The organism is Bombilactobacillus sp. ESL1097, from assembly GCF_058107205.1.
On record NZ_JBYLUB010000001.1, the window covers coordinates 591,799 to 618,137 of the forward strand.

A 26,339-nucleotide genomic window follows, 5' to 3' on the forward strand; every position below is an offset into this window, starting at 1 on the left:
AACTTTGCTAATTGAAGTAACTTCCGCTAAGATATTATGGAAGTGTGAAGTGAAAGGAAGACGACTATGAGTCAAACTCAAGCTCGGATTCAACAAATTTATCAATTTGTGGATCAAACGACGCAAGAATTAAAACAAGATTTACGGGTGACTTATCAAGATGCCTTATCCGAAAATATTTTAAATATTTTGAGTCAAGCAACTTTTATTGAGGATGGTTTTCCGAATGAAGAGCAGGCTAAGAGTTTAAATCAACAATATCAAAGTTTTGATTTAACGACTTTTAGTACTAAGGAAGTCAAGGAAGCACTAGATTTAGCAATTATTAAGGCACAGCGGTTGGATCAAGTCGATGTCAATCATTTAATGACACCTAATATTATTGCCACTCTTTGTTCCTTAGTAATTACAGAAGTGTTTCAGCAGTATCCGAAAAAAGTTTTGCAGACCATGGATCCAGCGATTGGCACGGGTAATTTGCTGTACCAAACTAATCATGAATTACAGCACAGCACAGAGCTGAGTTTACAAATGTATGGCTTGGACAATGATGATCAAATGTTGATGCTGGCTGATGCGGTTAGTCAAGCAATTAAAGTTTCTGTTGACTTATATCATCAAGATGCGGTTGCTGATTGGTTATTGAGCGATTTTGACTTGATCTTGTCGGATTTACCGGTAGGTTATTATCCGGTTGATGATAATGTTGTTAATTTTCAAACTAAGGCCCAAAAAGGACATTCGTATGCTCATCATCTTTTGATGGAGCAGGCAATGAAAAATGTGCAGCCTGGTGGAATCGGTATCTTTGTTGTGCCGTCGCAAATTTTTCAAACAGAACAAGCCAAACACTTGGCAGAGTGGATGGTTCAAGATGTATACTTACAAGCAGTTTTAAGCTTACCTACGAAATTGTTTGCGAGCGCAGAAGCTGCCAAATCACTGGTAGTGTTGCAACGGCACGGTGCTTTGGCACAACAATCTCCCGAAGTTTTGATGGGGCAAATTCCTAATTTAGATGATGCGCAAGATTTAACACAATTTAAACAACAATTGCAAACTTGGAGTCAGAAAACTTTTCAGTGGGGAGAGTAGTGTTATGCGTAAAGTCTTAGTAGTTAATTCTGGTAGTTCAACTTTGAAGTTTAAGTTGTTTAATATGCCAGATGAACAAGTTGTTGCGAAAGGAATGGTTGACCGGTTAGGTAGTGATCAATCAACATTTGAAATTACTTATGATGGTCAAAAGCATACGCAACAATTACCAATTAAGTCGCACAGTGCAGCAGTTGATTTACTAATCAAACAATTGTTAGCATTGAAGGTAATTGATAGTATCCAAGATATTTCAGGAGTTGGTCACCGTGTGGTTTCTGGTGGTCCGGTGTTCAGTGATTCAGTTGTTTTGTCAGAAGATAACTTGGCTAAATTAGCCACAATTGATGAATACGCGCCATTACACAATCCAGCGGAACGTAAAGGTGTGGAAGCTTTTAACCAAATCCTACCAGGAGTACCCCAGGTGGCAGTGTTTGATACAACTTTCTATCATAACTTACCTGAAATGAATAAGATTTACTCAATTCCCCGTGAATTAGATAAAAAGTATGGTGCTCATCGTTATGGTGCTCACGGAACTAGCCATAATTACGTCTCACACGAAACAGCCAAACTGTTAAATGTTGATTATGATAAATTAAAGATGATTACTTTGCATATGGGGAGCGGTGTTTCAGTCACAGCCATTAAAGATGGGCAAGCCTTTGATACATCAATGGGCTTTACACCAATTGCTGGAGTGACAATGAGTTCGCGTGCTGGTGATATTGATGTATCATTGGTGGCGTTCTTAATGGAAAAATTGCAAATTACTGATATGCAAGAGATGATTAACCTGTTAAATAATGAATCTGGTTTAAAGGGTATTTCTGGAATTTCACCCGATATGCGGGATTTGATTGCGGCGCGCAAGACAAACCCAGATGCCCAATTAGCGATTGATGTCTTTATTAACCGCATTGTGAAATATGTTGGGAGTTATATTGCTGAGATGCAGGGCGTTGATGTCTTAGTCTTTACCGCTGGGATGGGCGAAAATAATCCCCATATTCGTGAAAAAGTTATGAATGCCTTTAGCTTTATGGGTGTCAAAGCTGATCATGACGCCAATTACGATGGTCATGGGGCCCGAGTAATTTCTGCTCCTGATTCAAAGATTAAAGCGTTAGTCGTTCCAACTGATGAAGAGTTAATGATTGCGCGGGAGTTTGCGCGGTTAGTTAAATAGTTATTTAAATATTGAATTTGATGAAAGATGAGATCTTAAGTGAGGTCTCATCTTTTTTGATGTTTGAAAATTGAAATTGGTTCTAAAACGTGATAAAATTTGATTATTAAAATTAAGGGGATGTTATGGATTCGACATATGTAGTTGAGCATTGGTTGCATCTCGTAGGTTACGGCTACGGAAAAACGTTACAGTTAAATTATAACTGCAAAAAATAATAACAATTCTTACGCTTTAGCTGCTTAATCACAGTTTAAAGTGTGATCCAGTCAATTTTGCCTAAGGGTTGATCCTGGGTCTCAAATAATTAGGCTACGTTTGATTGTGCCACCTGAGCAATTAAAAAGAGATTAGTAGGTTAGCCGTTAAGGTTAGCCTCGTTACACGGCGCGCTTAACGGTGAACTTTAAATAGTGTAGCTATGGATGTAGAGACTAATGTGGCAGTATGTATGGACAGGAGTTCGATTCTCCTCATCTCCATTGCAACTTTTTCAATTTTATAAAAACACCTTCAAATTCAATATTTGAGGGTGTTTTTTTGTTACATTTATAAATGTCAATCGGTTTAATTTTATTTTGAATTTTGAGTTACTTTAGTTGGCTATTGTTTATTTTTTGGTTTGAATGATCAGTTGCGTGTTTATAAATATTCATGATTATTTATGTGTTAGAGTGTCTCAAACATTATTAGAATTAGGGGTAATGCACGGATTCTTATTATATAACAGGTTGGCGTGAGTGTTACAGATTTCATTTGTGTCACCTTTTACAAAGCAATAATTTTTTAAACTTTACTTAGCGAATATAGGCTCATGTTTTAGGAAATGGTTAATCAATTGACTTGCATAATATCTAAATTGAGTTATTTTTGAGTTTTTTGCATCATTAATTTAACAAATTTACGGTTACGGAGTCCAAAACTATTATTCTACTAGATAGAGTCTTAACTTTTGGGTGGCAGGATGAAGACTTGGATTACTTAGATGATGATGGAAATATGGTTTATGACACGCCAGAAGTTAATATGGCTAACCAATTATCACGTTTAATCTCATTTTTTAACTGATGGTAAGTAATATTCATTAAAAACATCAGTTATTCCATTTAATAGTTGATCACAGATCCCCTTAGATGTATAGCCAGAGTTATGGTGATCGACAGAATTTCTTAAGTGAAAAAGAGCATCGAAGAATGTTTGTTGACGCGAATCAATATTAATAGTTGGTTGAGTAAATACTTTAAGATAATCCGATGCGGTTGGATTTCTACTGTTTAATTTTCTCTCTAATTTATAATTATAAATAATAAGTAACATCAGATGCTCCAAACAGCTGCCTATACCTGTAGCACAAATAAACCATTTTTCATGTTCATAAGCAAAAAGACATTGATTAAATTCATCGGTAAATTGATCATCATTTATAGATTTAAGCATGTCATTAAAATGATATTTATCTACAAATATTTGTTTATTTGAAAAAGGAAAGCTTTCAATACTGTTTCTTTTTTCTAGATTCTTTTTAGAATTATTAAATTCCATAGTTACAAAGCTTTTAATATATTCTTTTAAAAACTCAAATAAATTCTCTTGAAAATTTTTTTTGATTGTATAGATGTTCATGTTCATGAGACTAAATCTGAGGTCAATGCTGTTTTATACAATATTTTCAGAATTAACTTTTAATTTTATGCTGTTTTCTAATATATACATAAGCTTTTTTGTGTGTTTTTAAATTTTCAAATTCAAAATTCTTTGTTTCTTTCAATAGATCTATATAAATAAAGTCATCTTCTTTATTATCCATTGCAAATATAAGATAAGCGTTGCTATTCACGTCGTCCAATGAGTCGTGAACTTTGGTTATATAAAATCTAAGCTTTTTATTTTGCGACCAGCTAAAGCGCGTTAAATCATCGTCAGATATTCCGATATATTGTAATTGTTCTGAGTATTTTTCTTTCATTTGTGTCAAAATATCGTGCTTGTCAACTGTCTGTTCGCCTATGTGCATTAACCTTACCTCGTAATTAATTAGTTAGTTTTGGACGTATGTAATCCCCAAAAGGGGAGTTATCCTTTAATATCCATTAGTATCGTCATAGTCATAACTAGCGTTAGCATTCACTTCATCAATAGCTTGCTGTCCTTTATCTGTTGGTGTACCGTCAGCATTCAAATAACCATTCTGTTTCTCCCAGTCAATCTGTCCTTGAACCCAAGCTGATATGCCCCCAAAAATTAAGACAACAATCTTAATTTTTGGAGGCATTTTTTATGAGCAGATTATCTAAACAAGACAAAATTGATATTTACAATTTATGGAAAAATTATTCATACGGAATTAAGGAACTGTCCGAAAAGTTCTTGATTGAGCGATCTACTATTATATATTTGGTGGCTTTACTTGATCGACACGGTATTGAACTGCTGGATCGCCCATATATGCCCCATTCTGTAGAATTTAAAGAACAAGCAATCAATCGTGTATTACTGAATCACGAAACCATCTACTCGGTTTCTATTGATTTAGGATTAAAAAATCGATCGATATTACAATCTTTGATACGCAAATACAAAACAGACGGGTATAATGTGATTAATCATAAGAGAGGAAGACCAACTCATGAACGATCAAGCTCAACAAATCAAGCTTCTCCAACAAAAAATCCAAGACTTAGAGCAGCAGAACTTGAAAATGCATGTCGAGATCGAATTAAGAAAAAAGTTAAATACTCTGATCGACCAGTCCGATCAGAGGAACTAGTTCAAGCAATTATCAAGGTAAGAAAAGAATTCCGCGTCAGCGTTGAGTATGTCCTTAAAATCATTAATGAATGTTCTGATTTACCCAATTTATCCCGTAGTAACTACTACTATACAATCAATAAAACTGATAAAGATACCAAAAACCAAGCTTTAATGATCCAGATTAAAGAGATTTATGAAACTAACTGTCATCGCTATGGTTATCGTAGAATTACTTGTGAGTTAAGACGCAGAGGTATTATCGTCAATCATAAAAAGGTCTTACGCCTAATGAACAAACTAAAAATTTCAGGAATAGTTAGTAAAAAGCACAGTAAGTACAACAGTTATCGTGGACGCCAAGGTCATATCAAAGACAATTTAATTCAACGCAATTTTAGTGCAAATAAACCTAATCATAAGTGGTATTGTGACGTGACTGAGTTCAATCTTCATGGTCAGAAGACATATCTATCGCCTATCATGGATGGGTGTACGCAAGAAATTATTTCCTACACCATTTCTCGTAGTCCTAATCTCCAACAAACAATGACTATGTTGGAAAAAGCAGAGCATAAATATCCAAACTTGAAAGGTATCATTATGCACTCTGATCAAGGCTGGCAGTATCAACACCAAAGATTTCAATCATGGTTAAAACAACGTGGAATCAAACAATCCATGTCACGTAAAGGAAATTCACTCGACGATGGCTTAATGGAGGGCTTCTTTGGTATACTCAAGCGAGAAATGTATTATGGCTTTGAGAAACAATTTGAAAGCTTAGATGACTTAGAGGTAGCAATCAAGGAATATATTCATTACTATAATCATCAGAGAATCAAGATAAAATTAAAAGGACTAACACCGATTGAGTATCGGAAATTAGTCCTAAGTTAAAATTTAAAAACTGTCTTACTTTTTGGGTTCATATCATTGTTATAATTCAGAGGGATTTTAATTGTGCCTAATTTGGTGCCGCTTTCTTCATCTTTGGCATTAAATAATAAAGGACTTTCGTTGTTTGCTAGTTCTAAAACTGCAACACCTTGTGCTTGGGTTTTCGGTTTTAATTTTGATTCAGAGCTATCCTTATCTAATTGTTCGTATATATCCATATCCAAGTCTTTATACGAATCTCCATCATCTTGTTGCCAATCGCCAGCATCAAGCATCAATGAATAAGCATCTTGAGGTTCATCTGATAAATTAGTGGCATTGTAATAAACTAAAATAGTGGATTTGTCTTCGTATCCCGGTACTATTTGAGCACTAGTAAACTGAATTTTCTCATCAGAAGTTCGTACGGTCATGTTTTTCCTATCAATCATTGGCATAGTTTTTTTAATTTCATCAGCAACTTTATCAAAATGTGCCATAGACTTTCTATAAGGAGATAACTTTTTATCTTTAATATTAATTCCTAGCGCTTTACGAGATTTGCCTAAGTAAGGTGCCATTGCATTAATCTCAGCGTTTGCTTCCTTAAAATCAGACTCTTCAAATGCAACAGATGAATTATGGAGATATTTATTTAACTTAAGTACATTTTTTTCTGTTTTTGTTTGTTCACTATTCTTAAGTTTTTTAATCGTTATGCTAGTGAATTTTTTTGCTTTCTCTGCGGATGGCTTAGTTAAATTTTGGTTTGTTTGCATGATATCGGCGTATTTTTCATAAACAGCACCAGTTAAATTGGTGTCTTTGTAAACTATTTCTTTCAATTCACTCTTGCTGATTTTTGTTTCTTGCTGTTGGCTGTTATTACTGCCACAACCAGCTAATATGCTAGCAGCCATTAAACCTATGAAATCCATTCTTCACTTAAATTCCCCCCTCAATACAGCTTTTAAAGTCAATCAGTTTTGGACTATCATAGTTATTAATTCTAATGATTTTTAGCTTATCATTAATATAATCTAAAATATCGCTTACATATAAATTCAAATAATACTCTATTTATTTACCTTAATTCAATTAATTCACGAATAATACAAATGTTTTTGCTAATTACTAATATATCATGATATTTACATTTAATTCCAAACAACTTTCTTAAAGCACCTTAATGATCTAAAGTTTAACCTCAAAAAGATTTTACTTGACGATTTTATGAGACCTGTGTCATTCTTATCTTAAATAATTAGGAGGCTTTCATTCATGCGTAATGTTTATTTAAATCACGATGGTAATGTTGATGATTTAGTTTCATTGTTACTGCTCTTACAAATGCCCGATGTTAATGTCATTGGCGTTGGTGTCACCGATGCCGATGGTTATGTGGATCCCGCTGCTAGTGCTTCACAGAAAATCATTGATACGTTTGGGCAAGCCGGACGCCGACCAGCAGCAGTTGCTAAATCAGACTCCCGGGCGGCTCATCAATTTCCTAAAGAGTGGCGCTTGAGTGCTTTTTCGTTTGATGATTTTCCAATTTTAAATGAACATGGCGCACCCAAAACGCCCATTGCTGCTAAGCCAGCGCATTTGGATATGATTGACAAGATTCAAGCTGCTAGTGCACCAATTACGTTGGTCATGACTGGTCCCTTATCCGATTTGGCGCGGGCATTAGATGCAGATCCCAGCATTGTTAATAAGATTGACCGGTTATATTGGATGGGCGGAGCTTTGAATAGTCAAGGTAATGTTTTTGAACCCGGCGCTGATGATACGATGGAATGGAATGCTTATTGGGATCCGATTGCTGTCAAAAAAGTCTGGGATTCTGATTTAAAAATTACAATGGTTGGTTTAGATAGTACGGATCAAGTTCCTTTGACAAAAGAGTTGCGGTTACGTTGGGCAAAACAGCGCCAGTATCCAATTTTAGATTTAATTGGTCAGGGCTATTCTTTGGTGCATTCGTTTGAAGCTAATTCAATCTATTACTTATGGGATGTGCTGACCACATTGTTAAGCAATTATCCTGAATTGGCGGATTCTAAAGTGGTTAAGTCAGACGTTTCCACCACTGGAGCTTCCCAAGGTCGAACTTATCAAACGGACCAAGGTCGCGAAGTAACGTTCGTAACGAATGTTGATGCCGAAGCTTTCTACGACAAGATTGATGAATTAGCTAAAATTAATTATTCAGCTCAGAAATAAAGTTCAATCATTTAAGCGTGTTGCTGCGTCGTTTGTAGGCGCTGAACACGCTATTTTGCTGTTAAAGGATCTGTGGATATTTTTAATACAGTGAGCGTTGACATAATCAAAAATTAGCTGCAAATTATTTGTGAAAAAGCTTGCACCAATGCTTGTTAAATTATAAACTGAACTTAAATAAATCATTAAGGGGTTTATGATTTAATGATATTAAAAAAATTTATTAGACAGTCAGTTTTAATCACAATTTTAGGAGTTGCTGGTGTCAGTGGTTCTGTTGTTCATGCAGAGACAGGCACAACACCAATTATTAAAGTTGAAAATACGTTAGCACAAACGCAAACTTTACCAGTTCCGGAAATTAATGTTAATTCGACTGATTATCAAATTCACGAAAAGCAAATGCGGGGCGAGATTACCGATATTCCTAATTTACAATTGCCACCGATGGCGCAAAATAACGAGTTTGTTCAATTAGCTAATCGCTATATTGGAGTGCCATATGTTTATGGGGGTACTACACCTGCAGGATTTGATTGTTCTGGATTAGTTCAATATGTGGGGCGCCAGTTGGGTCTAGCTTTGCCACGAACTTCGCAAGAACAGAGTTTAGTGGGACAGTATGTGCCATTAGATCAATTACAGGTTGGTGACCTCATCTTTTGGGGCGCACCCGGGAGTGCTGAACATGTGGGAATTTATGCCGGTAATGGTGAGTATATTCATGCTCCTCAGCCAGGAGAAAAGGTTCGGGTAGGCCAATTTAAATGGTTTAAACCAGATTTTGGTCGCCGATTAAGTAATTGAGGCACAGATGTTAAAAATATTAAGTGCAATTTTTATTATTAGTTTAAGCATTTGGCAATTCTACCGGATTTATCAAAATGCTAAGCGGCCTATAGGTAAACAATTTCAAATGATTTGGCGAGTGGCACAAATTGGTAACTTAGTGTTGGCCATTCTGTTATTGATACTGGGTGGTCGAATTTTGTTCATAACTTAATTTACAAAGTAAAAAAAGTCCCTTAATTATTAGATTTGTTGTAATCTAATTACCAAGGGGCTCTTTTAATGTTATGAATTTTTAAAAGTTAATAACAAGTTCCAGGATAAACTTGATAAGTGATGTTATTAAAGTCAAAGGTTGCTAATTGACTCAACGTAATATAACAAGTAGCACTAGGAATCAGCATTAAGTTGATGGCTTCTTGATTATCGTCGGGAATGACGGCGACAATAGGTTTGTGATTAGCATAGGCATAACCGTATTCAAAAGCCATCCCAGTGTCTGCATGTGTTGGTAAAAACATGCCACAGACTACGTCAGAACGATCAATTCCTGCGAGATCACCACGAAAAGTGCCAATTTGCCATAAAGGATCAGCCAACATTTCTGGTTGTTTGGTCACGTCAACGTCATTAAATTGGTGTTCCAGTGGTCGAAAACTATTTTCCCAATCAACCGTTGGGTTTTGTGCTAAAGCGGCTTGGCCTTGCTGCATATATTGTTCTTCTTCCGGACTAAACCAAGAACAAGCCAAGTAGAGTGATTTTTTTTGGGTCATGAGAAAACTCCTATCAAGATAAATTAAGTATAATGAATTAATTATAGCGTATTTTAGTCAAAAAACCATGAGGTTGTGCTAAAAGAAAAATTTGGAGTAGCAATTGTTTAATCAACGTTAGTTATTAAAATTTTAAGTAGTATTTTGAGGAGGAATTGCGATGTTAAGTTTAGCAATGGGTTCAGATAATTATTACCCAGTTACAGATGACCGGTGTTTTCAAAAGACGGAGTTGACTTTGCCAACGATAAAAGCGAATGATTTGTTGGTGGAAGTCTTAGCGACTGCTGTCAATCCGATTGATATTGCGACGCGTAAAACATTACACGCTTTAAAGCAACCTCGCGTTTTGGGATTTGATGCTGTTGGTATTATTCAACAAGTTGGTTCCGCCGTTCGAGATTTTTATCCTGGAGAGCGGGTCTTTTACGCCGGCGATCTGAAGCGACCGGGTAGTAATGCCCAATTACAAGTGGTCGATCAGCGCTTAGTAGCGTTAGCTCCCCAAAAATTGTCCGTGGCTCAAAGTGCTGCTATGCCTTTAACTGCTCTGACAGCCTACGAATTACTTTTTGAAAAATTACATTTAACGTTGAATACCTTAGCTAATCAAGCTAAATCTATTCTTATTATTAACGGTGCTGGTGGTGTTGGTTCAAGTGCGATTCAATTAGCTAAGTTGTGTGGCTTGCAGGTTTGGGCGACGGCTTCACGCCCAGAAGCTGTCGCTTGGGTCCAAAAGTTAGGAGCGGATCATGTTTTAGATCATCATCAAGATTTAGTGTCGCAAGCACACCAGCAACAGTTTGACTATATTTTAGTTTTGAGTGATGTCGATGCGCATTGGCAAGAGATTATTCAACTCATTCAACCAGCAACTGGCATGATTGGCACAATTACTAATATGAGTCAGCACCAGATTAACGATTTAAAACGGTTAAGTGTTAGCTTTTGCTGGGAGTGGATGTTTGCGAAAAGTTATTATCAAACTTCAAATTTGGCTTCACAAGGTCAGTATTTGCGCCAAATTGCAGCTTGGCTAGATCAAGGTTTACTGCACTCCACGTTAACCAAAGAAATCACTGGGTTTGAAGTTGCGAGTTTGCAACACGCAACCCAGCTGGTAGAAAGTCAACATACCACGGGAAAGGTTGTGTTGACGTATGGTAAGCCTTAAACTGTATTCTATAAGTAAGATTTGAATAATTGATGTGGAGATAATTTATGAAATTATTAATGATTGAGGATAATAAATCTGTTTCCGAAATGATGTCGATGTTTTTTCAAAAAGAAAATTGGGACGTTCATTTTGCTTATGATGGTAATGAAGCGGTAGAGATGTTTAATCAAGAGCCGAATTCCTGGGATTTGATTACTTTGGATCTGAATTTACCCGGTAAAGATGGCTTAGAAGTGGCTAAAGAGATTCGCCAAAAATCGGCCAGTGTGCCCATTATTATGTTGACGGCCCGTGATTCTGAAAGTGATCAAGTTTTAGGTTTGGAATATGCGGATGAATATGTCACGAAACCGTTTAGCCCGATTACCTTAATTGCTCGGATTAAAGCCTTGCATCGGCGCAGTGAATTAACTGATACCGAAACTTCCACGGCTAGTGATAAAAATTTTGATATTCAAACTAAATATTTCAAACTGAATAGTAATACTCGTGAAGCTTATTTAATGCAACAAGAAATTCCTAATCTAACTCCTAAAGAGTTTGATTTGTTGAAAACTTTGGCTAATAAGCCGCGCCAAGTCTTTTCGCGGGAACAATTGTTACAACAAGTTTGGGGCTATGATTATTTTGGTGATGAGCGGACGGTTGATGCCCATATTAAAAAATTACGCCAAAAAATTGAACAAGTCGGTCCCCAAGTGATTCAAACTGTTTGGGGAGTAGGTTATAAGTTTGACGATTCGGATTTAGGTGCATCATGAAATTAATCTATCAATATATGTTAGGTTTTTTGATCGTCGTGGGAACTTGTCTAGGAGTTATCTCCATTGCAGTTTATAGCTATAGTGAAAATATGGCTTATCGTCAAACCTGGGTGCAATTGGAGGGCTATTCGGATAACTTACAAAAAATGGCGCTCAAAGTGAATCCCCGCACGGGCAATATTGATAACATTACCGCAGACACTTTAGAATCAATGCAAGAAGTTTTGGCAGACCAAAAGGTTAATTTTGTCATGTTTGATAAAACGGGGAGTGAGATTTATCCGAACCGAACGCAACGGCCGGTAATTGATCACCACACGTTAAAATTATTAAAAGCGGGAAACGTTATTCGCGAGCGCAATAGTCATGAAAACGAACGGCCGCGAGTTTATAATAAGCAGCCGATGACTTATATTATGAAGCCTTGGTTTGATCATAATAATAAATTAGTGGCGGTGTTATTGGCTGGTTCTGAAGTATCAGCGATTCAAACCAGTATTAATACGATTAAACATAACTTATTAATAGCATTATTAATTTCAGTGTTAATTGCTTTGGTTATGAGTTGGTATTTGGCTAATTGGCAAGTCAAACGGATTGATAAATTACGGCGCGCGACTAAACAAGTCGCGGGTGGCGATTTTGATGTTCAAATTGCTGCGGATGGTCAAGATGAACTGGATGATTTGGCCAATGATTTTAATGCGATGACTTTATCATTACAAGAGTCTGATCAAGAAATTAAACGCCAAGAACAACGTCGCAAAGAGTTTATGGCCGATGCTTCGCATGAGATGCGCACACCGTTAACGACAATTAATGGGTTATTAGAGGGCTTGGCTTATGATGCTATTCCCGAGGATCAGCGTGAGCATAGTATCCAATTAATGCGCAATGAAACTAAACGTTTGATTCGCTTAGTTAATGAGAATTTGGATTATGAAAAAATTCGGACTAACCAAATTCCGTTGCATCAACGAACTTTTAATGCCACGGATTGTCTAAATAATATTATTGCGCAATTAAAAGAAAAGGCGGAATCGGCACAGGATCAATTAATTTTGCAAGCACCGGAGAAGTTAGATGTTTATGCGGATTATGATCGGTTTATTCAAGTAGTTTTTAATATTACCCAAAATGCTATTCAATTTACCCAACAAGGTTGGATTAAAATGACGGCTTGGCATGATGACCAACAACAGGCCGTCATGATTACGATTAGTGATAATGGCATTGGCATGAGTGAAGACCAAGTGAAAAACATTTGGGAACGCTATTATAAAGCTGACCCATCCCGCAAAAATACCAAATATGGCGAATCAGGGTTAGGGCTAGCCATTGTGCACCAGTTAATGCAACAACATCAAGGTAAAATCCAAGTCCATAGCCGATTAGAAAAAGGCACGACGTTTACGCTGACTTTTTATGATGAAGATAAGTTGGCTGCAGCCAAGAAAAGCAATCCCCAAGGCGCTTAGTAGCCGACTAGATAACAACTTGGATGAATACCTGAAAAAATTTTTACTAGTTTCTGCAGAATAGATAAATTATAATGAAATTATTCTCATGTTAGGTGGATTAATAATGACAGATAAGACTAGATTATACGCACAATTTCAACCCGAGCATTATGATTTGTATTTAGACATTAATCGAGAAACTAAAATGATTCATGGGCAAACGACAGTGCGCGGTTGGGCTGTGACTTCAACTATTAAATTGCATCAAAAATATTTAACTATTCAAAACGTGACCGCAGCCGATCAAAACTTAACTTTTAGTGTTGATGAACAAAAAGAAACTGTGACGATTGAATTGCCGCAAGCAGGAGCTACGACGGTAACAATTGCTTATGAGGCACCTTTAACTGATTCAATGATGGGCATTTACCCCTCTTATTATCAAGTGGCCGGCCAAACCAAGCAATTAATTGGAACTCAGTTTGAAACGACAGCTGCGCGGCAAGCTTTTCCTTGTGTCGATGAACCAGCGGCCAAGGCAACTTTTAATTTAGCTATTAAATTTGATGAACACCCCGGTGAAACAATTATTAGCAATATGCCTGAAAAACAAGTGCAGCAAGGGGTGCACTATTTTGAAACGACAGTTAAAATGTCGACTTATTTAGTAGCCTTTGCTTTTGGTGAGTTGCAAAAAGTGACGACCACGACGAAAAGTGGGGTAGAGGTAGGCGTCTTTGCTACCAAAGCCCATTCAGCTCAGGAATTAACTTTTGCTTTAGACATCGCCAAACGTTCAATTGAATTTTATGAGGATTATTATCAAACACCATATCCCTTGCCACATTCTTGGCATTTGGCCTTGCCAGACTTTTCAGCAGGTGCCATGGAAAACTGGGGCTTAATCACTTATCGGGAAACCTGTTTACTAGTTGATCCGCAAAACGCCGCTTTAGAAAATCAGCAATATGTAGCGACAGTGATCGCCCACGAATTGGCTCACCAATGGTTTGGCGATTTGGTAACCATGCAGTGGTGGGATGATCTCTGGTTAAATGAAAGTTTTGCTAATATGATGGAATACGTGGCGATTGATGCCTTGCAACCGGATTGGCATATCTGGGAATTGTTTCAAACAGCCGAAGTGCCGGCAGCACTAAAGCGAGATGCCACTGCTGGGGTCCAGTCAGTTCACGTGCAAGTTGAACAGCCCGCCGAAATTGACGCGATCTTTGATAGTGCGATTGTTTATGCCAAGGGGGCACGCATGTTAGTGATGGTGCGCGCTTTGATTGGTGATCAAGCGTTACGGCAAGGTCTCAAAGCCTATTTTGACCAGCACCAGTATGCTAATGCGACTGGCGATGATTTGTGGCAAGCTTTGGGTAATGCTGCCCACATGGATTTAAAAAAGATTATGGATACTTGGTTGGAGCAGCCGGGGTATCCAGTCGTGACAGTTAAACTGCAGGCTGATACATTAGTCTTACATCAACAACAATTTTTTATTGGCGAAAGTCAAGACCAACAGCGGCAGTGGCAAATTCCGTTAAAGAGTAATTTTACAGCCGTACCTCAGTTGATGACGACAGCCACCATAGAAATTCCGCATTATACCGAGTTACGGCAAGCAGCTCAGCAGCCATTACAGTTGAACGTGGAAAATGAATCACACTTTATTGTAGCTTATGATGATCAACTCTTAGCCGATTTGGTTCAAAACGTTAGCGAATTAGATGCGGTGACTCAATTACAAATTTTACAAGATGCGGCGTTATTGGCCGAAGGGCAACAAAAGCCTTATGCTGCAGTTATTCAGATTTTACCGCAGTTTAGTCATAGTACTTCTAATATTGTGAATGCCGAATTTTACCAAATTTTGCGTCAATTGCAAAAATTTGTCCAACCACAAACAGCTGCCGAAACTGCATTAAAACAAGTTTATCGCCAATTTAGTGCGGCGGAAATCAATCGTTTAGGGTGGCTACCTCAAGAACAAGAAAGTCTAGATGATCAGTTAAGTCGCCCAATTTTGATACAAGCGGGTCTTTATGGTGAAAATCCAGCTCTCATTCAACAAGGGCATCAATTATTCGGTCAGTATCAAGCTAATTTGGCTAGTTTTCCAGCTGCCACGCGAGCAAGTTTGTTAGTTAATGAAGTGCAAAACTATGGCAATGCGGCGTTGTTTGAGCAATTAATGACTTTATATCGGCAAACTAGTGTGGCTGATTTAAAGAGTGATATCGCTGCTGCGATGCCCAAAATAGCAGATCCATCATTATTACACCAGATGATCGCTTTATTTGAAGATAGTCAAACAATTAAACCGCAAGACTTACGGGCTTGGTATCGGGGCGTGTTACTTAATCCTCAGGGGCAACAACTAGCTTGGGATTGGTTACGCAGCGATTGGAGTTGGCTGGAACAAAGCTTAGGTGGCGACATGGAATTTACTGCGTTTATTACGGTGACCGCGAATGCCTTTCATACACCAGAGCGTTTAGCAGAATTTCAACAATTTTTTGAGCCCAAAGTGGCTGTGCCCGGTTTAGGTCGAGAAATTACTATGGATGAAAAAGCCATTGCTGGTCGCGTCGCTTTAGTTCAAGAGCAACAACAAGGAGTGCAAACAGCAATCAAGGAATTAATTTTAGCATCATTCTAAAGCTGAAGTTAGAGGCTGAGATCAAAGTCGCTCAAAGCTGATTATTGCGATTCAATTTTGGTGTTACTAACACTTAAGAAAGTTATAATCATACTCAGCGATTTTTTTCTTGGCTTCTTTGCTGTTTTGATGGCATTCCGAAAGAAATTAATGAGGAGTAAGATCATTTTGTTTAAAATATTCAAGCAACCACAGCAATTAAAGACTGAACTGTTAGCGGGGGTTACCAGTTTTTTCGCCATTTCTTATATTATTATTGTTAACCCGCTAATTTTAAAGGATGCCGGCATGCCGGTTAATCTGAGTGTGTTTGCGACGATTATTATTTCGGCAATCGGCTGTTTAATTATGGCTTTTTGGGCAGATGCACCGGTGATCTTGACCCCAGGAATGGGCGTCAATGCCTTTTTTACGTATACCTTAGTAGTTAACCTCAAATTTAGTTGGCGAGAGGCCTTAGCAGTTTCTATCTTAAGCAGTTTGGCGTATTTAGTGATTGCTTTTACACCATTAGTACACTTGTTAGCTAAAACAATTCCAGCTAGTTTAAAAACAGGGATTAGCGTTGGGATCGGCTTGTTCTTAGTCGAACTGGGGTTAAAAAAGGCGGGGATCATTGTAGCAGGTCATAATGGTTCCTTAGTAGCAGGAGGCAACTTAGCTGCGCCAATGACGTTACTGGCCTTATTTGGCTTAGTATTAACGTTAGTTTTATATTTAAAAAAAGTTCCAGGTTATTTTATTATCGGTATTATTACGAGCAGTATCTTAGCGGTTATTTTTCATTTACAAGCAGCTGCTCCCCCGGTCAAATTAAGTCAATTAACCCAAATGTCACAGTTAATTAATCAAGCTAATTTTAGTCAAATTGGAAATTTGAAATTTTGGTTGGCGGTCTTTTCTTTGACCATGATTTTAGTATTTGAATCCATGGGGCTGTTGACTGGCATTTTACCTGATCAGAAAAAATTTCCGCGGGCCTTTCAAAGTAGTTCCATTACAGCTGTCTTATCTGGAATTTTAGGTAGTAGTCCGACTGTTGCCGCGGCGGAAAGTGCTGCGGGAATTGAAAGTGGGGGTCACAGTGGGATTGTATCTTTAGTAGCAGCTATTTTATTTAGTGCTTCGTTGTTTGTAGTCGGTGGTTTAAAATATATCCCTCAAGCCGCGATTGCACCGGCTTTGATCCTGACAGGGGCTATGATGATGCAACAATTGCAAACTTTAAATTTACAAGATTTTAGTGAATGGTTTCCGGCGTTTTTGATTATTACGTTGATTCCGCTAACTGGCAGTATTGCCACGGGGTTAGCTTTTGGTTTTGTGAGTTATCCTGTCGTTAAATGGGCCACTAAGCAAGGGCAGCAATTAAATGCCACATTGCTAGTTTTAAGTGGTTTATTTTTATTAGATTTAATTGTAAATGCTATTTTATAGTTAAGTTGAGAATAAAACAAAAAGCATTGGTTCAACTGTGAATTCGTTACTAGAATGTTGAACTAATGCTTTTTTAGTTAGTTTGTTTAGCTTATTTTTGGGGAACTTCATAGAGAAAATTATCATTACCATCTAGTTCAGGGGCATTGCTCTTATATAAATCAGTAGTCGTTTTATTATTATTTTTGGAATAAAGACTCGTTGATTTATCCCCCAAAGCATCGCGCGTTTTCATTAAGTGTTGAAATTCGTTTTGATAGTTATAGTCCTTAGGATTGACAGGGGTAAAGCCCTTGGGAGTATAAAAACGCAAGAGATTAGTTTTATTGACGGAATCTGATAAACTCAGTTCAGTATCCTTCTTTTGGGCAATTTGGCGTAGTTTACTTTTCAATTCGGGTGTTGGATCAGTGATTAATTGACCATTACTGTTTTGATAAATGGTCATTTTGTTATTACTATTATTAATCACGGTATACTTAGGTGTCACGAACGTATGGTTACGGAAAATGACATTTTGGTCATGTTGCTTAGATAAGAGGTCATTGCCCATAAAGATATAGGGCTTAGTATTGACGCCCAAGAGATTTAATAAAGTGGGCAAAACATCAATTTCTCCACCGTATTGTTTTTGAATTCCTCCCTTTAATCCGGGCATATGAATCATAAACGGAACACGTTGCAGTTGAATATGATCGAATTGACTCCAAGTTTTCGGATCATGCCCAATGACCGGCGCAACGTCTTTTTCATCACCTTCACTTAGTCCAAAGTGATCACCATAAAGAATGATAATCGAATTGTCATACAAACCACTAGCCTTTAAATAGTCGAAGAATTCGTGAACAGCTTCATCAAGATAATGTGCAGTGCCAAAATAATTATTGACCATTGTATTATTAGTATCCGGTTTTTGAAAACCACCGAGGTCATCATTGGCTAATTCAAAGGGGTTGTGATTAGTGACTGTCAAAAATTTAGCGTAAAATGGCTGTTGCAGCTGTTCTAAATATTTGGTACTTTCCGCAAATAACAGTTTATCTTTGCTGCCCCAATAAGTGTTACTATCGGCAGTTTGTTGAAAATACTTTTGATCAAAGAAATAATTGTAGCCCATATTTTTGTAAACAGTGTCGCGACTCCAAAAAGAACCAATATTACCATGAAACGCCGCCGAGGTATAACCTTGTTGTTGATTTAAAATGGCCGGTGCGGCTTGGAAGGTATTGTTAGATCCTAAACTAGTAAAAAAAGATCCTTCGGGTAAGCCAAAAAGTCCCGTTTCTAACATAGTTTCTGCGTCACTCGTCTTGCCTTGACCAACTTCGTGGAAGAAATTGGAAAAAGCTAGGGTATTATCGGAATGATAAAGACTATTTAAAAAGGGAGTCACTTCTTGACCCTTCACTTTACTATCGATCAGGAATTGTTGAAAACTTTCGAGATGAATGATGATAACATTTTTTCCTTTGGCAATGCCTTGATACTTGGGATTAGGTGTGGCGTAATGTTGTTTGACATAAGATAAGACCGGATCCATATTAGCTCCTTGCGCTCCGGAGCGGAGATTGTTACTTTGGGCGGTTTTAAAACTATCATATGCTAAAAAAGAATTCAGTCCCAAATATTTAACAATATAGGTGCGATCAAAGGTCCGCATTAATAATTGTGGTCGACTTAATTCGGCTAAAAAAACGTTAGCGGCTAACATGGTTAAACTCAGACTGGTAATTAAAAAAGCTTGTAACTTACTAGTGGGCTTGGGGTCGGCAGTAACTTTTTTAGTAATCCATAACAAAGCAAAAATTGGAAAATCAATAAAATAAATCCAATCGTGTACTTTAATCATGGCAATGGCACTGCTGCCAAGGCCTTTAGCAACTTTGCCCACACTTAAAATGGTGTTAATACTAATAAAATCACTAAATTCGCGGTAATATAAAATATTGCTATATAGTAATATTGTTTCTAAAACATAAATGGCTAGAGTGGTCCAATAATATGGTTTCGCTTTTTTGAAATAAAGTGGCAAGCTCAATAAGAGTAAACTTGTAGCAATGGGATTCATAATGAGTAAAAAATGCTGAAAGGGATCAGCGGCGCCCATATTAAAATCTAAGTAATAAGCAATGACGGTTTTTAACCAGAGACCTCCGGTTAAGATTAATAACCAGCCACTGCGCCGAGTGTTCATTTGGTTGTGCATTTTCATGAATTAATTTCTCTCCATAATAGTATCATTCATAATTTTACCATTTAATTATGGTAACAGTGAGGTTAGACATGATTTTCTTAAATTCAATATATCAACAAGTTTATCAGCATTTGGCAGGACGTATTAATCATTTTCCGTTAATTCGGCTGATTTTTTTAAGCCTTGATAAAACTATTTTTTATTTTTTAGTATTCTTACTTTGTCGAATACTGTGGTTAGCTATTTTTCGGCAGGCGACCAGTTTGGGGCATGAATTATTAGTTAATCTGTTTGTGATTTATTTTTTGTTACTGCTCTTTTTGACGGTTTTTCGGCAGGGTTATTTTCCGTGGGATTTTCATTTTTATTGGCACCGTTCCTTAACGGCCATCAATTGGGTGCCCTTAGTGGAAACGTGGAAATTAACTGCCGGTAAATCAATGATTGATTTTTTATATAATTCATTAGGCAATATTTTGTGGTTTGTTCCGTTTGGATTATTGCGTCCTTTAATTAGTCGGGGACAATCTGCAGCTTTGAAAACAATTATTGAAGGCAGTTTATTATCGATTGGAATTGAAAGTTTACAATTTGTTTTGTTGACGGGTGTGAGTGATGTTGATGATGTTATTTTTAACACTTTGGGGGTGATTTGTGGTTATATGATTTACTGGTTGGGTCAGAAAATTTTCTGAAATCGCAAGGCTTGTTCGCAATTGAATATGCTATAATTTGTTCGTAGTACTTATTAAGAAAATTAAGCAAAATTTGGAGGAATGTACATTGACACATATCAAATTTGATGACTCAAAATTGGGCAAATTTGTTCATGAAAATGAACTATCTGAAATGCAACCGTTAGTGACTGCTGCAGATCAAGAATTGCGGCAAGGAACTGGTGCTGGCAATGACTTTCGGGGTTTTTTAGATTTGCCAGTTGATTATGATAAAGAAGAATTTGCCCGGATTAAAGCCGCCGCAGCAAAGATTCAAAAAGATTCCGAAGTTTTCGTAGCTATTGGGATTGGCGGTTCTTATTTAGGAGCGCGGGCAGCGATTGATTTTTTGAGTAGCAGCTTTTACAATATCAAAAATGAAAAAGCAGTACCAGAAATTTACTTCTGTGGTAATTCTATTAGCCCTAATTATTTAAGTGACTTGTTAGCGGTTATTGGCGATCGGGACTTTAGTATTAATGTTATTTCTAAATCAGGTACTACGACCGAACCTTCAATTGCTTTTCGAGTTTTGAAAGCAAAATTAATTGCTAAATATGGTGAAGCCGAAGCTAAGAAGCGGATTTATGCAACGACTGATCGGCAAAAGGGTGCTTTAAAGACAGAATCTGATGCTCAAGGCTATGAAGAATTTGTTGTTCCGGATGATATCGGTGGTCGTTTCTCAGTCTTAACAGCGGTCGGCTTGTTACCAATTGCAGTGGCTGGCATTGATTTAGATCAATTGATGCAAGGTGCAGCTAGTGCACGTAATGACTATCAAAATCCTGATGTGCAACAAAATGAAGCTTATAAATATGCTGCTTTGCGCAATATTTTATATCGTAAAGGCTATACGGTTGAATTATTGGAAAATTATGAACCCAACTTACAGTACTTTGGTGAATGGTGGAAGCAATTAGCTGGTGAGTCTGAAGGTAAAGACCAAAAAGGTATTTTCCCTGCTTCTGCTAATTTCTCCACGGATCTACATTCTTTAGGCCAATATATCCAAGAAGGTAAGCGTAACTTGATGGAAACAGTGATTATGATTGACAAGCCACGTCAAGACGTTGCTATTCCACAAGAAAGCGATAATTTAGATGGTTTACAATACTTGGAAGGTAAGACCATGGATTACGTTAACAAGAAGGCCTATGAAGGGGTCGTCTTAGCGCATACTGATGGTGGTGTGCCTGTAATGAGTGTGCATATTCCAGAACAAGATGCTTATACTTTAGGTTATTTAATTTACTTCTTTGAAATTGCGATCGCTATTTCAGGTTATTTGAACGGTATCAATCCGTTTAATCAACCAGGTGTTGAAGCTTATAAGAAGAACATGTTTGCTTTGTTAGGTAAACCTGGTTTTGAAGAATTAGGCCAAGAATTGAATCAACGGTTATAAAATTTTTAATGTTTTTGCGTCAACAAAAAAAGTCTAGAATTTTCTAGGCTTTTTTTATTGCATAAAAAAGTGGTTTTATTTGCAATCTACTTTTTTTCTTTCACAATATATAGCGGACGGCGTTTCACTTCCAAGAAGATTTTGCCAATATAATTACCAATAATCCCTAGGAAAAATAATTGCATACCGCCTAAAAAGAGGATGATGGAAATTAAAGAAGACCAACCTTTGGTCGGGTTGCCAAAAATCGAAGAACGCACGACGATAAATAATAGAGCTACAAAAGCTAAGAACATGACAATTAAGCCGAGCCAAACCGCTACAATTAAGGGCACTGTGGAAAAATCAGTAATGCCTTCGACAGAATATTTAAATAAACTCCAAAAATTCCAACTAGTTTTGCCAGCAACTCGTTCGACATTTTTATATGGTAAATATTTAGTTTTAAAGCCAACCCAAGAAAAAATTCCTTTCGAAAAGCGATTATATTCAGTCATCTCTAATATGGCATTGACCATATCGCGGCGCATTAGGCGAAAATCGCGGGCACCCGGAATGATTTGCGTATCGGAAATTTTATTGATGATGCGGTAAAAAAGGTTGGAAAAGAAGGAACGAATCGGTGGTTCACCACTACGATCTTGGCGCATAGTACCAATACAATCGTAATCCGTGGTTTCTAAGAGGTGGACCATCTGAATCAACATGCTGGGGGGATCTTGTAGATCAGCATCCATAATTGTCACTAATTCGCCGTCAACGTTTTTCAGCCCTGCATAAATGCCGGCTTCTTTCCCAAATTGCCGGGAAAAAGATAAATAGTGGCTTTCAATGGTTGGCTCTTCGTGTAATTGGCGTAATTTTTGTAAGGTGTGATCGGTTGAGCCATCGTTAATAAATAAAATATCCGGCTCATATGCTGGTAATTTTTGAAAAGTATGAACGATAGCTTGATAAAATAGCTCCACCGTTTCTTCTTCGTTAAAGCATGGTACAATAATGCTAATTTTTGTCGCCATCAAAGAACCCCCTTGAATATCAGTAATATTTTAACTTTAAAAAAATATAAAAGCTACTATTTATTTAGAATTTGGCAAGGAAGGTCAATGAATATGACAGATTTAGTATTAAAGACAATGGATGATCAACAATTTCAAGGCTTTTTTAGTTCGCAAACAAAAGAATACGCACAGCAAAAGATGTTAAATCATGCTTGGACGAAGCAGGAAGCATTATTTCGAGCGGAGGAAGAGTTTAAATTATTATTACCGGATCAACAACATACTTACCACAATTTTTTGTATGTGGTGCAAAATATTGAACAAACAGTGGGTTATGTTTGGCTAGCGGAAGTCATGGATAGTGATTACTCAGAACGACCGTATTTGTTTTTATATGATTTTGCCATCTTGGATACTTTTCAAGACCAAGGCTTGGGGCAAGAAGCTTTAAATTTGGTGATTCATCAGGCACATGATTTGGGTTATCAAGAGCTTGGCTTGCACGTATTTGGAATTAATCATAAGGCACAGCATCTCTATCAAAAGTTGGGCTTTCAGGTAACCGATGTCACGATGAAGCGTTCAGTTTGATTTCTCCTAAACGCAGAGTGTGTTATGATCAAATTGTGAAAAGGAGTGATTAATTTGAGTCAACGACCATTTTATCAAGAATATTTTTATGATGAAAATGTCTATGACCTACATGATGGTGGTTATAAAAAACTGACGTTGCCGCAGGTGCCTAGTAAGGCGCTCAAGATTCCGCCAATTTTAAAGCCAGATAAAGTTCAAGATCATGAGGTGTGGTATACCGTAGTGGCTCAGGAGTCACAAGCTGCGATTTTACCAGGTGAATTAACCAAGACCTGGGGCTATAATGCTGAGATTTTGGGACAAACGGTTGTCTTGCATGATGGTTGGCATTATCATGTGCATATTGAAAACCACTTACCCGAAACCACGACGTTACATTGGCATGGGTTAAACATTCCGGGGCCCATTACTGATGGTGGTCCCCATGCTCCCATTTTGCCTGGGCAAGCGCGCGATATTGAATTTACATTGCATCAAGAAGGGGCGCAAACAGATTGGATGCATCCACATCCGTGTCCCAATACAGCCCGCCAAGTCTGGAATGGTTTAGCAGCCATGGTAATTGTTACTGATGAACATGCTAAAACCTTACCACTGCCTCAAGAATACGGTGTCGATGATTTACCACTAATTCTGCAAGATCGCTCCTATCATGATAATCAATTGGATTATCAAGCCGATTATGATGTGGATGGGACTTTAGGTGAGTATCCGTTAGTGAACGGTACGATCAATGGTGTGTTTAAGGTGACGACTCCGCAAGTGCGGTTACGCTTATTAAATGCTGCTAATCGACGTGAATTTCGGTTGCATTTTAATGATGGGCGCCGTTTTACGCAAATTGCGGGAGACTGTGGTTTCTTAAAACAAACTATTGATTTAGATCGTTTAATGTTAACTGTTCCTGAACGAGCTGAAATTGTGGTTGATTTTAGTGATTGTCAAGTTGGCGATCAAGTACAGTTGCTGTCTGATGATACGGTTTTATGTACTTTTGAAATTGGTGCCATGACTAAAGCTAAACAAACTATTCCCAATCAGTTATTCGATGTTCCGCAGTGGCAAGCTGATGAACAAGCTCCGGTTCAAAAGGTTGTAATGTCGGGAATGGATGATGAGGTCTTGCTTGATGGTCGGCGCTTTGATATGACGCGAATTGATCGCAAACAATTATTAGGACAAACCGTTGATTGGGAAATTACGAATACAAATGATACTTGTGGGGGGATGATTCACCCATTTCACATGCATGGTTGTCATTTTCAAGTAATTAGTCGTAATGGTCAAGCCCCGTATCCTAACGAAACCGGTTTTAAGGATACAGTGGGTGTTAATGCTGGCGAAACGGTGCGCATTCGAGTTCGCTTTGATGTTTTAGGTATTTTTATGTACCACTGTCATATTTTGGAGCATGAAGATACCGGCATGATGGCGCAAATTGAAGTTTACGATCCTAAGCAACCACGAACTTACCATTTACACGCAATGCACGAAATGTAAAGAAGTTAAGAATTAATCTCAGAAAGGCCTAATAATTAGGCCTTTCTCTATGCTTCAGGCACATTAAATTATCTGTAAAATACTATTTTTGAATAAATAGCTAAAAGTGGAAATGAAAGATTGACAAATTTATATTTTTGTTAGAAAATGTTAACCATACTCTAATGAAGTTTCATTAAAGCAACAAAGTTATGGGAGGCATTTTTATGGCGAGTATTAAGGAGCGGATTTTTCGAAAAGAAGATCCGAGTGTTTATGAATCAAAGGATTCACACTTAGTTAAATCTTTAACAACAAAGGACTTTTTGGCTCTAGGAGTGGGAACCATTGTATCGACGGCCATTTTTACTTTACCTGGTGATGTGGCAGCTTTACATGCTGGACCGGCGGTAGTGTTATCGTTCCTAGCAGCGGCGATTGTTGCTGGATTAGTGGCCTTTGCTTATTCAGAAATGGCTTCAGCCATGCCCTTTGCGGGTTCCGCTTATTCGTGGATTAATGTGATTTTTGGTGAATTTTTTGGTTGGGTTGCCGGTTGGGCATTATTAGCAGAGTATTTCATTGCGGTGGCCTTTGTTGGTTCTGGTCTTTCGGCTAATTTTCGGGGATTGATTGAACCTTTAGGTTTGCAATTGCCCCAATTTTTGGCGAATCCGATTGGAACTTCAGGTGGCGGCATCGACTTAATTGCTGCTGTGGTAATTATTGCGGTTGCTCTTTTGTTATCGTTAGGTGCATCTCAAGCTTCTAGAGTAGAAAATGTGTTAGTCGTGTGCAAGGTTTTAGCAATCTTGTTATTTATTGTCGTTGGTTTAACTGCAATTCATCCGCACAATTATGTACCATTTATTCCTAAGTATCACTTAAACCCTGATGGTAGTGCCTTTGGTGGTTGGCGTGGTATTTATGCTGGTGTTTCGATGATCTTCTTAGCTTATATTGGTTTTGATTCAATTGCAGCTAATTCGGCCGAAGCTAAGGATCCACAAAAAACTATGCCGCGGGGCATTTTAGGCTCGTTATTAATTGCTGTGTTTTTGTTTGTTTGTGTTTCGTTAGTTTTGGTGGGAATGTTTAAGTATACTGCATATGCTAATAATGCTGAACCAGTTGGTTGGGCATTACGGCATAGCGGTCATAGTTTAGTGGCAGCTATTGTGCAAGCCGTAGCGGTTATTGGTATGTTTACCGCTTTAATTGGAATGATGATGGCTGGATCACGGTTATTGTATTCTTTTGGCCGTGATGGTTTGTTACCTAAGTGGATTGGTCATTTGGATCAAAAAAATCGGCCTAATCATGCTGTTTTAATCTTGACGATTGTTGATGTAATCGTGGGCGCTATTTTCCCATTTGGTATTTTGTCACAATTAGTTTCGGCCGGAACTTTAATTGCATTTATGTTTGTTACTTTAGGAATTTACGGCTTACGGAAGCGTGAAGGCAAAGATTTGCCGGAACCTGGATTTAAGATGCCCTTTTACCCAGTTATGCCATTACTAGGATTTTTAGGTTCACTCTTAGTCTTTTGGGGCTTGAGTAAAGAAGCTAAGTGGTATGCTTTAGGTTGGTTTATCATTGGCTTAATTGTTTATTTCTGTTATGGTATTCGGCATTCGTATTTGAATCAAAAAGCCAAATCTTAAAAAATCAATTATTTTAAACTAAAACAAAAATGAGGCTGGAATAACAAGAGCGTAATCTTATTG

Annotated in this window: 22 protein-coding genes, 1 other RNA gene and 1 pseudogene; 17 read left to right on the top strand and 7 right to left on the bottom strand. The window is 37.6% G+C overall.

Going from position 1 to position 26,339, the window contains the following annotated elements:
- Positions 1-66: 66 nt before the first annotated feature.
- The 3 genes from AC3B6D_RS02865 to ssrA all read left to right on the top strand — a co-directional run bounded on the left by AC3B6D_RS02865 (position 67) and on the right by ssrA (position 2,772).
- The gene (locus AC3B6D_RS02865; protein ID WP_489774857.1) at positions 67-1,095 is read left to right on the top strand and encodes a class I SAM-dependent methyltransferase; all 1,029 of its coding nucleotides are present in this window, start codon (positions 67-69) and stop codon (positions 1,093-1,095) included.
- A gap of 4 nt (positions 1,096-1,099) precedes the next feature.
- On the top strand, positions 1,100-2,287 hold the full coding sequence (locus AC3B6D_RS02870) for an acetate/propionate family kinase (protein ID WP_489757377.1): 1,188 nt from the start codon (positions 1,100-1,102) through the stop codon (positions 2,285-2,287).
- Positions 2,288-2,403: 116 nt separating this feature from the next.
- Positions 2,404-2,772: a transfer-messenger RNA gene (ssrA, locus tag AC3B6D_RS02875) on the top strand.
- A 568-nt stretch (positions 2,773-3,340) separates the two neighbouring features.
- On the opposite strand, the gene AC3B6D_RS02880 is transcribed toward ssrA, so the two are convergent.
- From AC3B6D_RS02880 to AC3B6D_RS02890, 3 genes are all read right to left on the bottom strand, one after another.
- Positions 3,341-3,910 (bottom strand): hypothetical protein, encoded by a 570-nt coding sequence (locus tag AC3B6D_RS02880; RefSeq protein WP_489774859.1) that lies wholly within the window; start codon positions 3,908-3,910, stop codon positions 3,341-3,343.
- A 52-nt stretch (positions 3,911-3,962) separates the two neighbouring features.
- Complete coding sequence (locus AC3B6D_RS02885; RefSeq protein ID WP_489774860.1) at positions 3,963-4,301, bottom strand: hypothetical protein; 339 nt, start codon at positions 4,299-4,301, stop codon at positions 3,963-3,965.
- Positions 4,302-4,367: 66 nt separating this feature from the next.
- Positions 4,368-4,559 (bottom strand): hypothetical protein, encoded by a 192-nt coding sequence (locus AC3B6D_RS02890; protein ID WP_489774861.1) that lies wholly within the window; start codon positions 4,557-4,559, stop codon positions 4,368-4,370.
- Between the two features lie 5 nt (positions 4,560-4,564).
- Here AC3B6D_RS02890 and AC3B6D_RS02895 point away from each other — a divergent pair, with 5 nt between their 5' ends.
- Positions 4,565-5,935 (top strand): IS3 family transposase, encoded by a 1,371-nt coding sequence (locus AC3B6D_RS02895; RefSeq protein WP_489774862.1) that lies wholly within the window; start codon positions 4,565-4,567, stop codon positions 5,933-5,935.
- Here the strand turns inward: AC3B6D_RS02895 and AC3B6D_RS02900 are convergent.
- The gene (locus AC3B6D_RS02900; protein ID WP_489774863.1) at positions 5,932-6,852 is read right to left on the bottom strand and encodes a DUF5067 domain-containing protein; all 921 of its coding nucleotides are present in this window, start codon (positions 6,850-6,852) and stop codon (positions 5,932-5,934) included. The two genes, AC3B6D_RS02895 and AC3B6D_RS02900, sit on opposite strands and share 4 nt — an antisense overlap.
- 343 nt (positions 6,853-7,195) lie before the next feature.
- On the opposite strand from AC3B6D_RS02900, the gene AC3B6D_RS02905 reads away from it, so the two are divergent.
- From AC3B6D_RS02905 to AC3B6D_RS02915, 3 genes and pseudogenes are all read left to right on the top strand, one after another.
- Positions 7,196-8,143 carry a nucleoside hydrolase gene (locus AC3B6D_RS02905; RefSeq protein ID WP_489757387.1) on the top strand — a complete coding sequence of 316 codons (948 nt, stop codon included), beginning with the start codon at positions 7,196-7,198 and terminating at the stop codon, positions 8,141-8,143.
- A gap of 477 nt (positions 8,144-8,620) precedes the next feature.
- Positions 8,621-8,950: pseudogene (locus AC3B6D_RS02910) on the top strand (C40 family peptidase); the annotation flags it as partial.
- A gap of 7 nt (positions 8,951-8,957) precedes the next feature.
- A complete protein-coding gene (locus tag AC3B6D_RS02915; RefSeq protein ID WP_489757388.1) occupies positions 8,958-9,146 on the top strand; it encodes a hypothetical protein in 189 nt (62 codons plus the stop codon).
- 88 nt (positions 9,147-9,234) lie between these two features.
- On the opposite strand, the gene AC3B6D_RS02920 is transcribed toward AC3B6D_RS02915, so the two are convergent.
- Positions 9,235-9,708, bottom strand: a complete 474-nt coding sequence (locus AC3B6D_RS02920) for a nucleoside 2-deoxyribosyltransferase (RefSeq protein ID WP_489757389.1) — start codon at positions 9,706-9,708, stop codon at positions 9,235-9,237.
- Positions 9,709-9,868: 160 nt separating this feature from the next.
- Between AC3B6D_RS02920 and AC3B6D_RS02925 the strand changes: the two genes are divergently transcribed.
- The 5 genes from AC3B6D_RS02925 (at position 9,869) to AC3B6D_RS02945 (ending at position 17,217) form a co-directional block, all read left to right on the top strand.
- Entirely contained in the window at positions 9,869-10,885 is a 1,017-nt protein-coding gene (locus tag AC3B6D_RS02925) for a zinc-binding alcohol dehydrogenase family protein (RefSeq protein ID WP_489774864.1), read from the top strand.
- A 47-nt stretch (positions 10,886-10,932) separates the two neighbouring features.
- Positions 10,933-11,649: a winged helix-turn-helix domain-containing protein gene (locus AC3B6D_RS02930; RefSeq protein ID WP_489769091.1), complete on the top strand. Its 717-nt coding sequence runs from the start codon at positions 10,933-10,935 to the stop codon at positions 11,647-11,649.
- Positions 11,646-13,130 carry an ATP-binding protein gene (locus AC3B6D_RS02935; RefSeq protein ID WP_489769090.1) on the top strand — a complete coding sequence of 495 codons (1,485 nt, stop codon included), beginning with the start codon at positions 11,646-11,648 and terminating at the stop codon, positions 13,128-13,130. The genes AC3B6D_RS02930 and AC3B6D_RS02935 overlap by 4 nt, the downstream gene beginning before the upstream one ends.
- 106 nt (positions 13,131-13,236) lie before the next feature.
- Positions 13,237-15,780 (top strand): M1 family metallopeptidase, encoded by a 2,544-nt coding sequence (locus AC3B6D_RS02940; RefSeq protein ID WP_489769089.1) that lies wholly within the window; start codon positions 13,237-13,239, stop codon positions 15,778-15,780.
- 150 nt (positions 15,781-15,930) lie between these two features.
- Positions 15,931-17,217: an NCS2 family permease gene (locus AC3B6D_RS02945; protein ID WP_489774865.1), complete on the top strand. Its 1,287-nt coding sequence runs from the start codon at positions 15,931-15,933 to the stop codon at positions 17,215-17,217.
- 91 nt (positions 17,218-17,308) lie between these two features.
- Here AC3B6D_RS02945 and AC3B6D_RS02950 read toward each other — a convergent pair whose 3' ends face one another.
- Positions 17,309-19,429 carry an LTA synthase family protein gene (locus tag AC3B6D_RS02950; protein WP_489774866.1) on the bottom strand — a complete coding sequence of 707 codons (2,121 nt, stop codon included), beginning with the start codon at positions 19,427-19,429 and terminating at the stop codon, positions 17,309-17,311.
- A 71-nt stretch (positions 19,430-19,500) separates the two neighbouring features.
- Here AC3B6D_RS02950 and AC3B6D_RS02955 point away from each other — a divergent pair, with 71 nt between their 5' ends.
- Positions 19,501-20,106: a VanZ family protein gene (locus AC3B6D_RS02955; RefSeq protein WP_489757396.1), complete on the top strand. Its 606-nt coding sequence runs from the start codon at positions 19,501-19,503 to the stop codon at positions 20,104-20,106.
- Positions 20,107-20,194: 88 nt separating this feature from the next.
- On the top strand, positions 20,195-21,535 hold the full coding sequence (locus AC3B6D_RS02960; protein WP_489757397.1) for a glucose-6-phosphate isomerase: 1,341 nt from the start codon (positions 20,195-20,197) through the stop codon (positions 21,533-21,535).
- Between the two features lie 86 nt (positions 21,536-21,621).
- Here the strand turns inward: AC3B6D_RS02960 and AC3B6D_RS02965 are convergent, their stop codons facing one another.
- The gene (locus tag AC3B6D_RS02965) at positions 21,622-22,554 is read right to left on the bottom strand and encodes a glycosyltransferase family 2 protein (protein ID WP_489757398.1); all 933 of its coding nucleotides are present in this window, start codon (positions 22,552-22,554) and stop codon (positions 21,622-21,624) included.
- A gap of 93 nt (positions 22,555-22,647) precedes the next feature.
- Here AC3B6D_RS02965 and AC3B6D_RS02970 point away from each other — a divergent pair, with 93 nt between their 5' ends.
- The 3 genes from AC3B6D_RS02970 to AC3B6D_RS02980 all read left to right on the top strand — a co-directional run bounded on the left by AC3B6D_RS02970 (position 22,648) and on the right by AC3B6D_RS02980 (position 26,276).
- Complete coding sequence (locus tag AC3B6D_RS02970; RefSeq protein WP_489774867.1) at positions 22,648-23,127, top strand: GNAT family N-acetyltransferase; 480 nt, start codon at positions 22,648-22,650, stop codon at positions 23,125-23,127.
- A gap of 54 nt (positions 23,128-23,181) precedes the next feature.
- Positions 23,182-24,630, top strand: a complete 1,449-nt coding sequence (locus AC3B6D_RS02975) for a multicopper oxidase family protein (protein WP_489774868.1) — start codon at positions 23,182-23,184, stop codon at positions 24,628-24,630.
- Positions 24,631-24,836: 206 nt separating this feature from the next.
- Positions 24,837-26,276 carry an APC family permease gene (locus tag AC3B6D_RS02980; RefSeq protein ID WP_489774869.1) on the top strand — a complete coding sequence of 480 codons (1,440 nt, stop codon included), beginning with the start codon at positions 24,837-24,839 and terminating at the stop codon, positions 26,274-26,276.
- Positions 26,277-26,339: the final 63 nt, after the last annotated feature.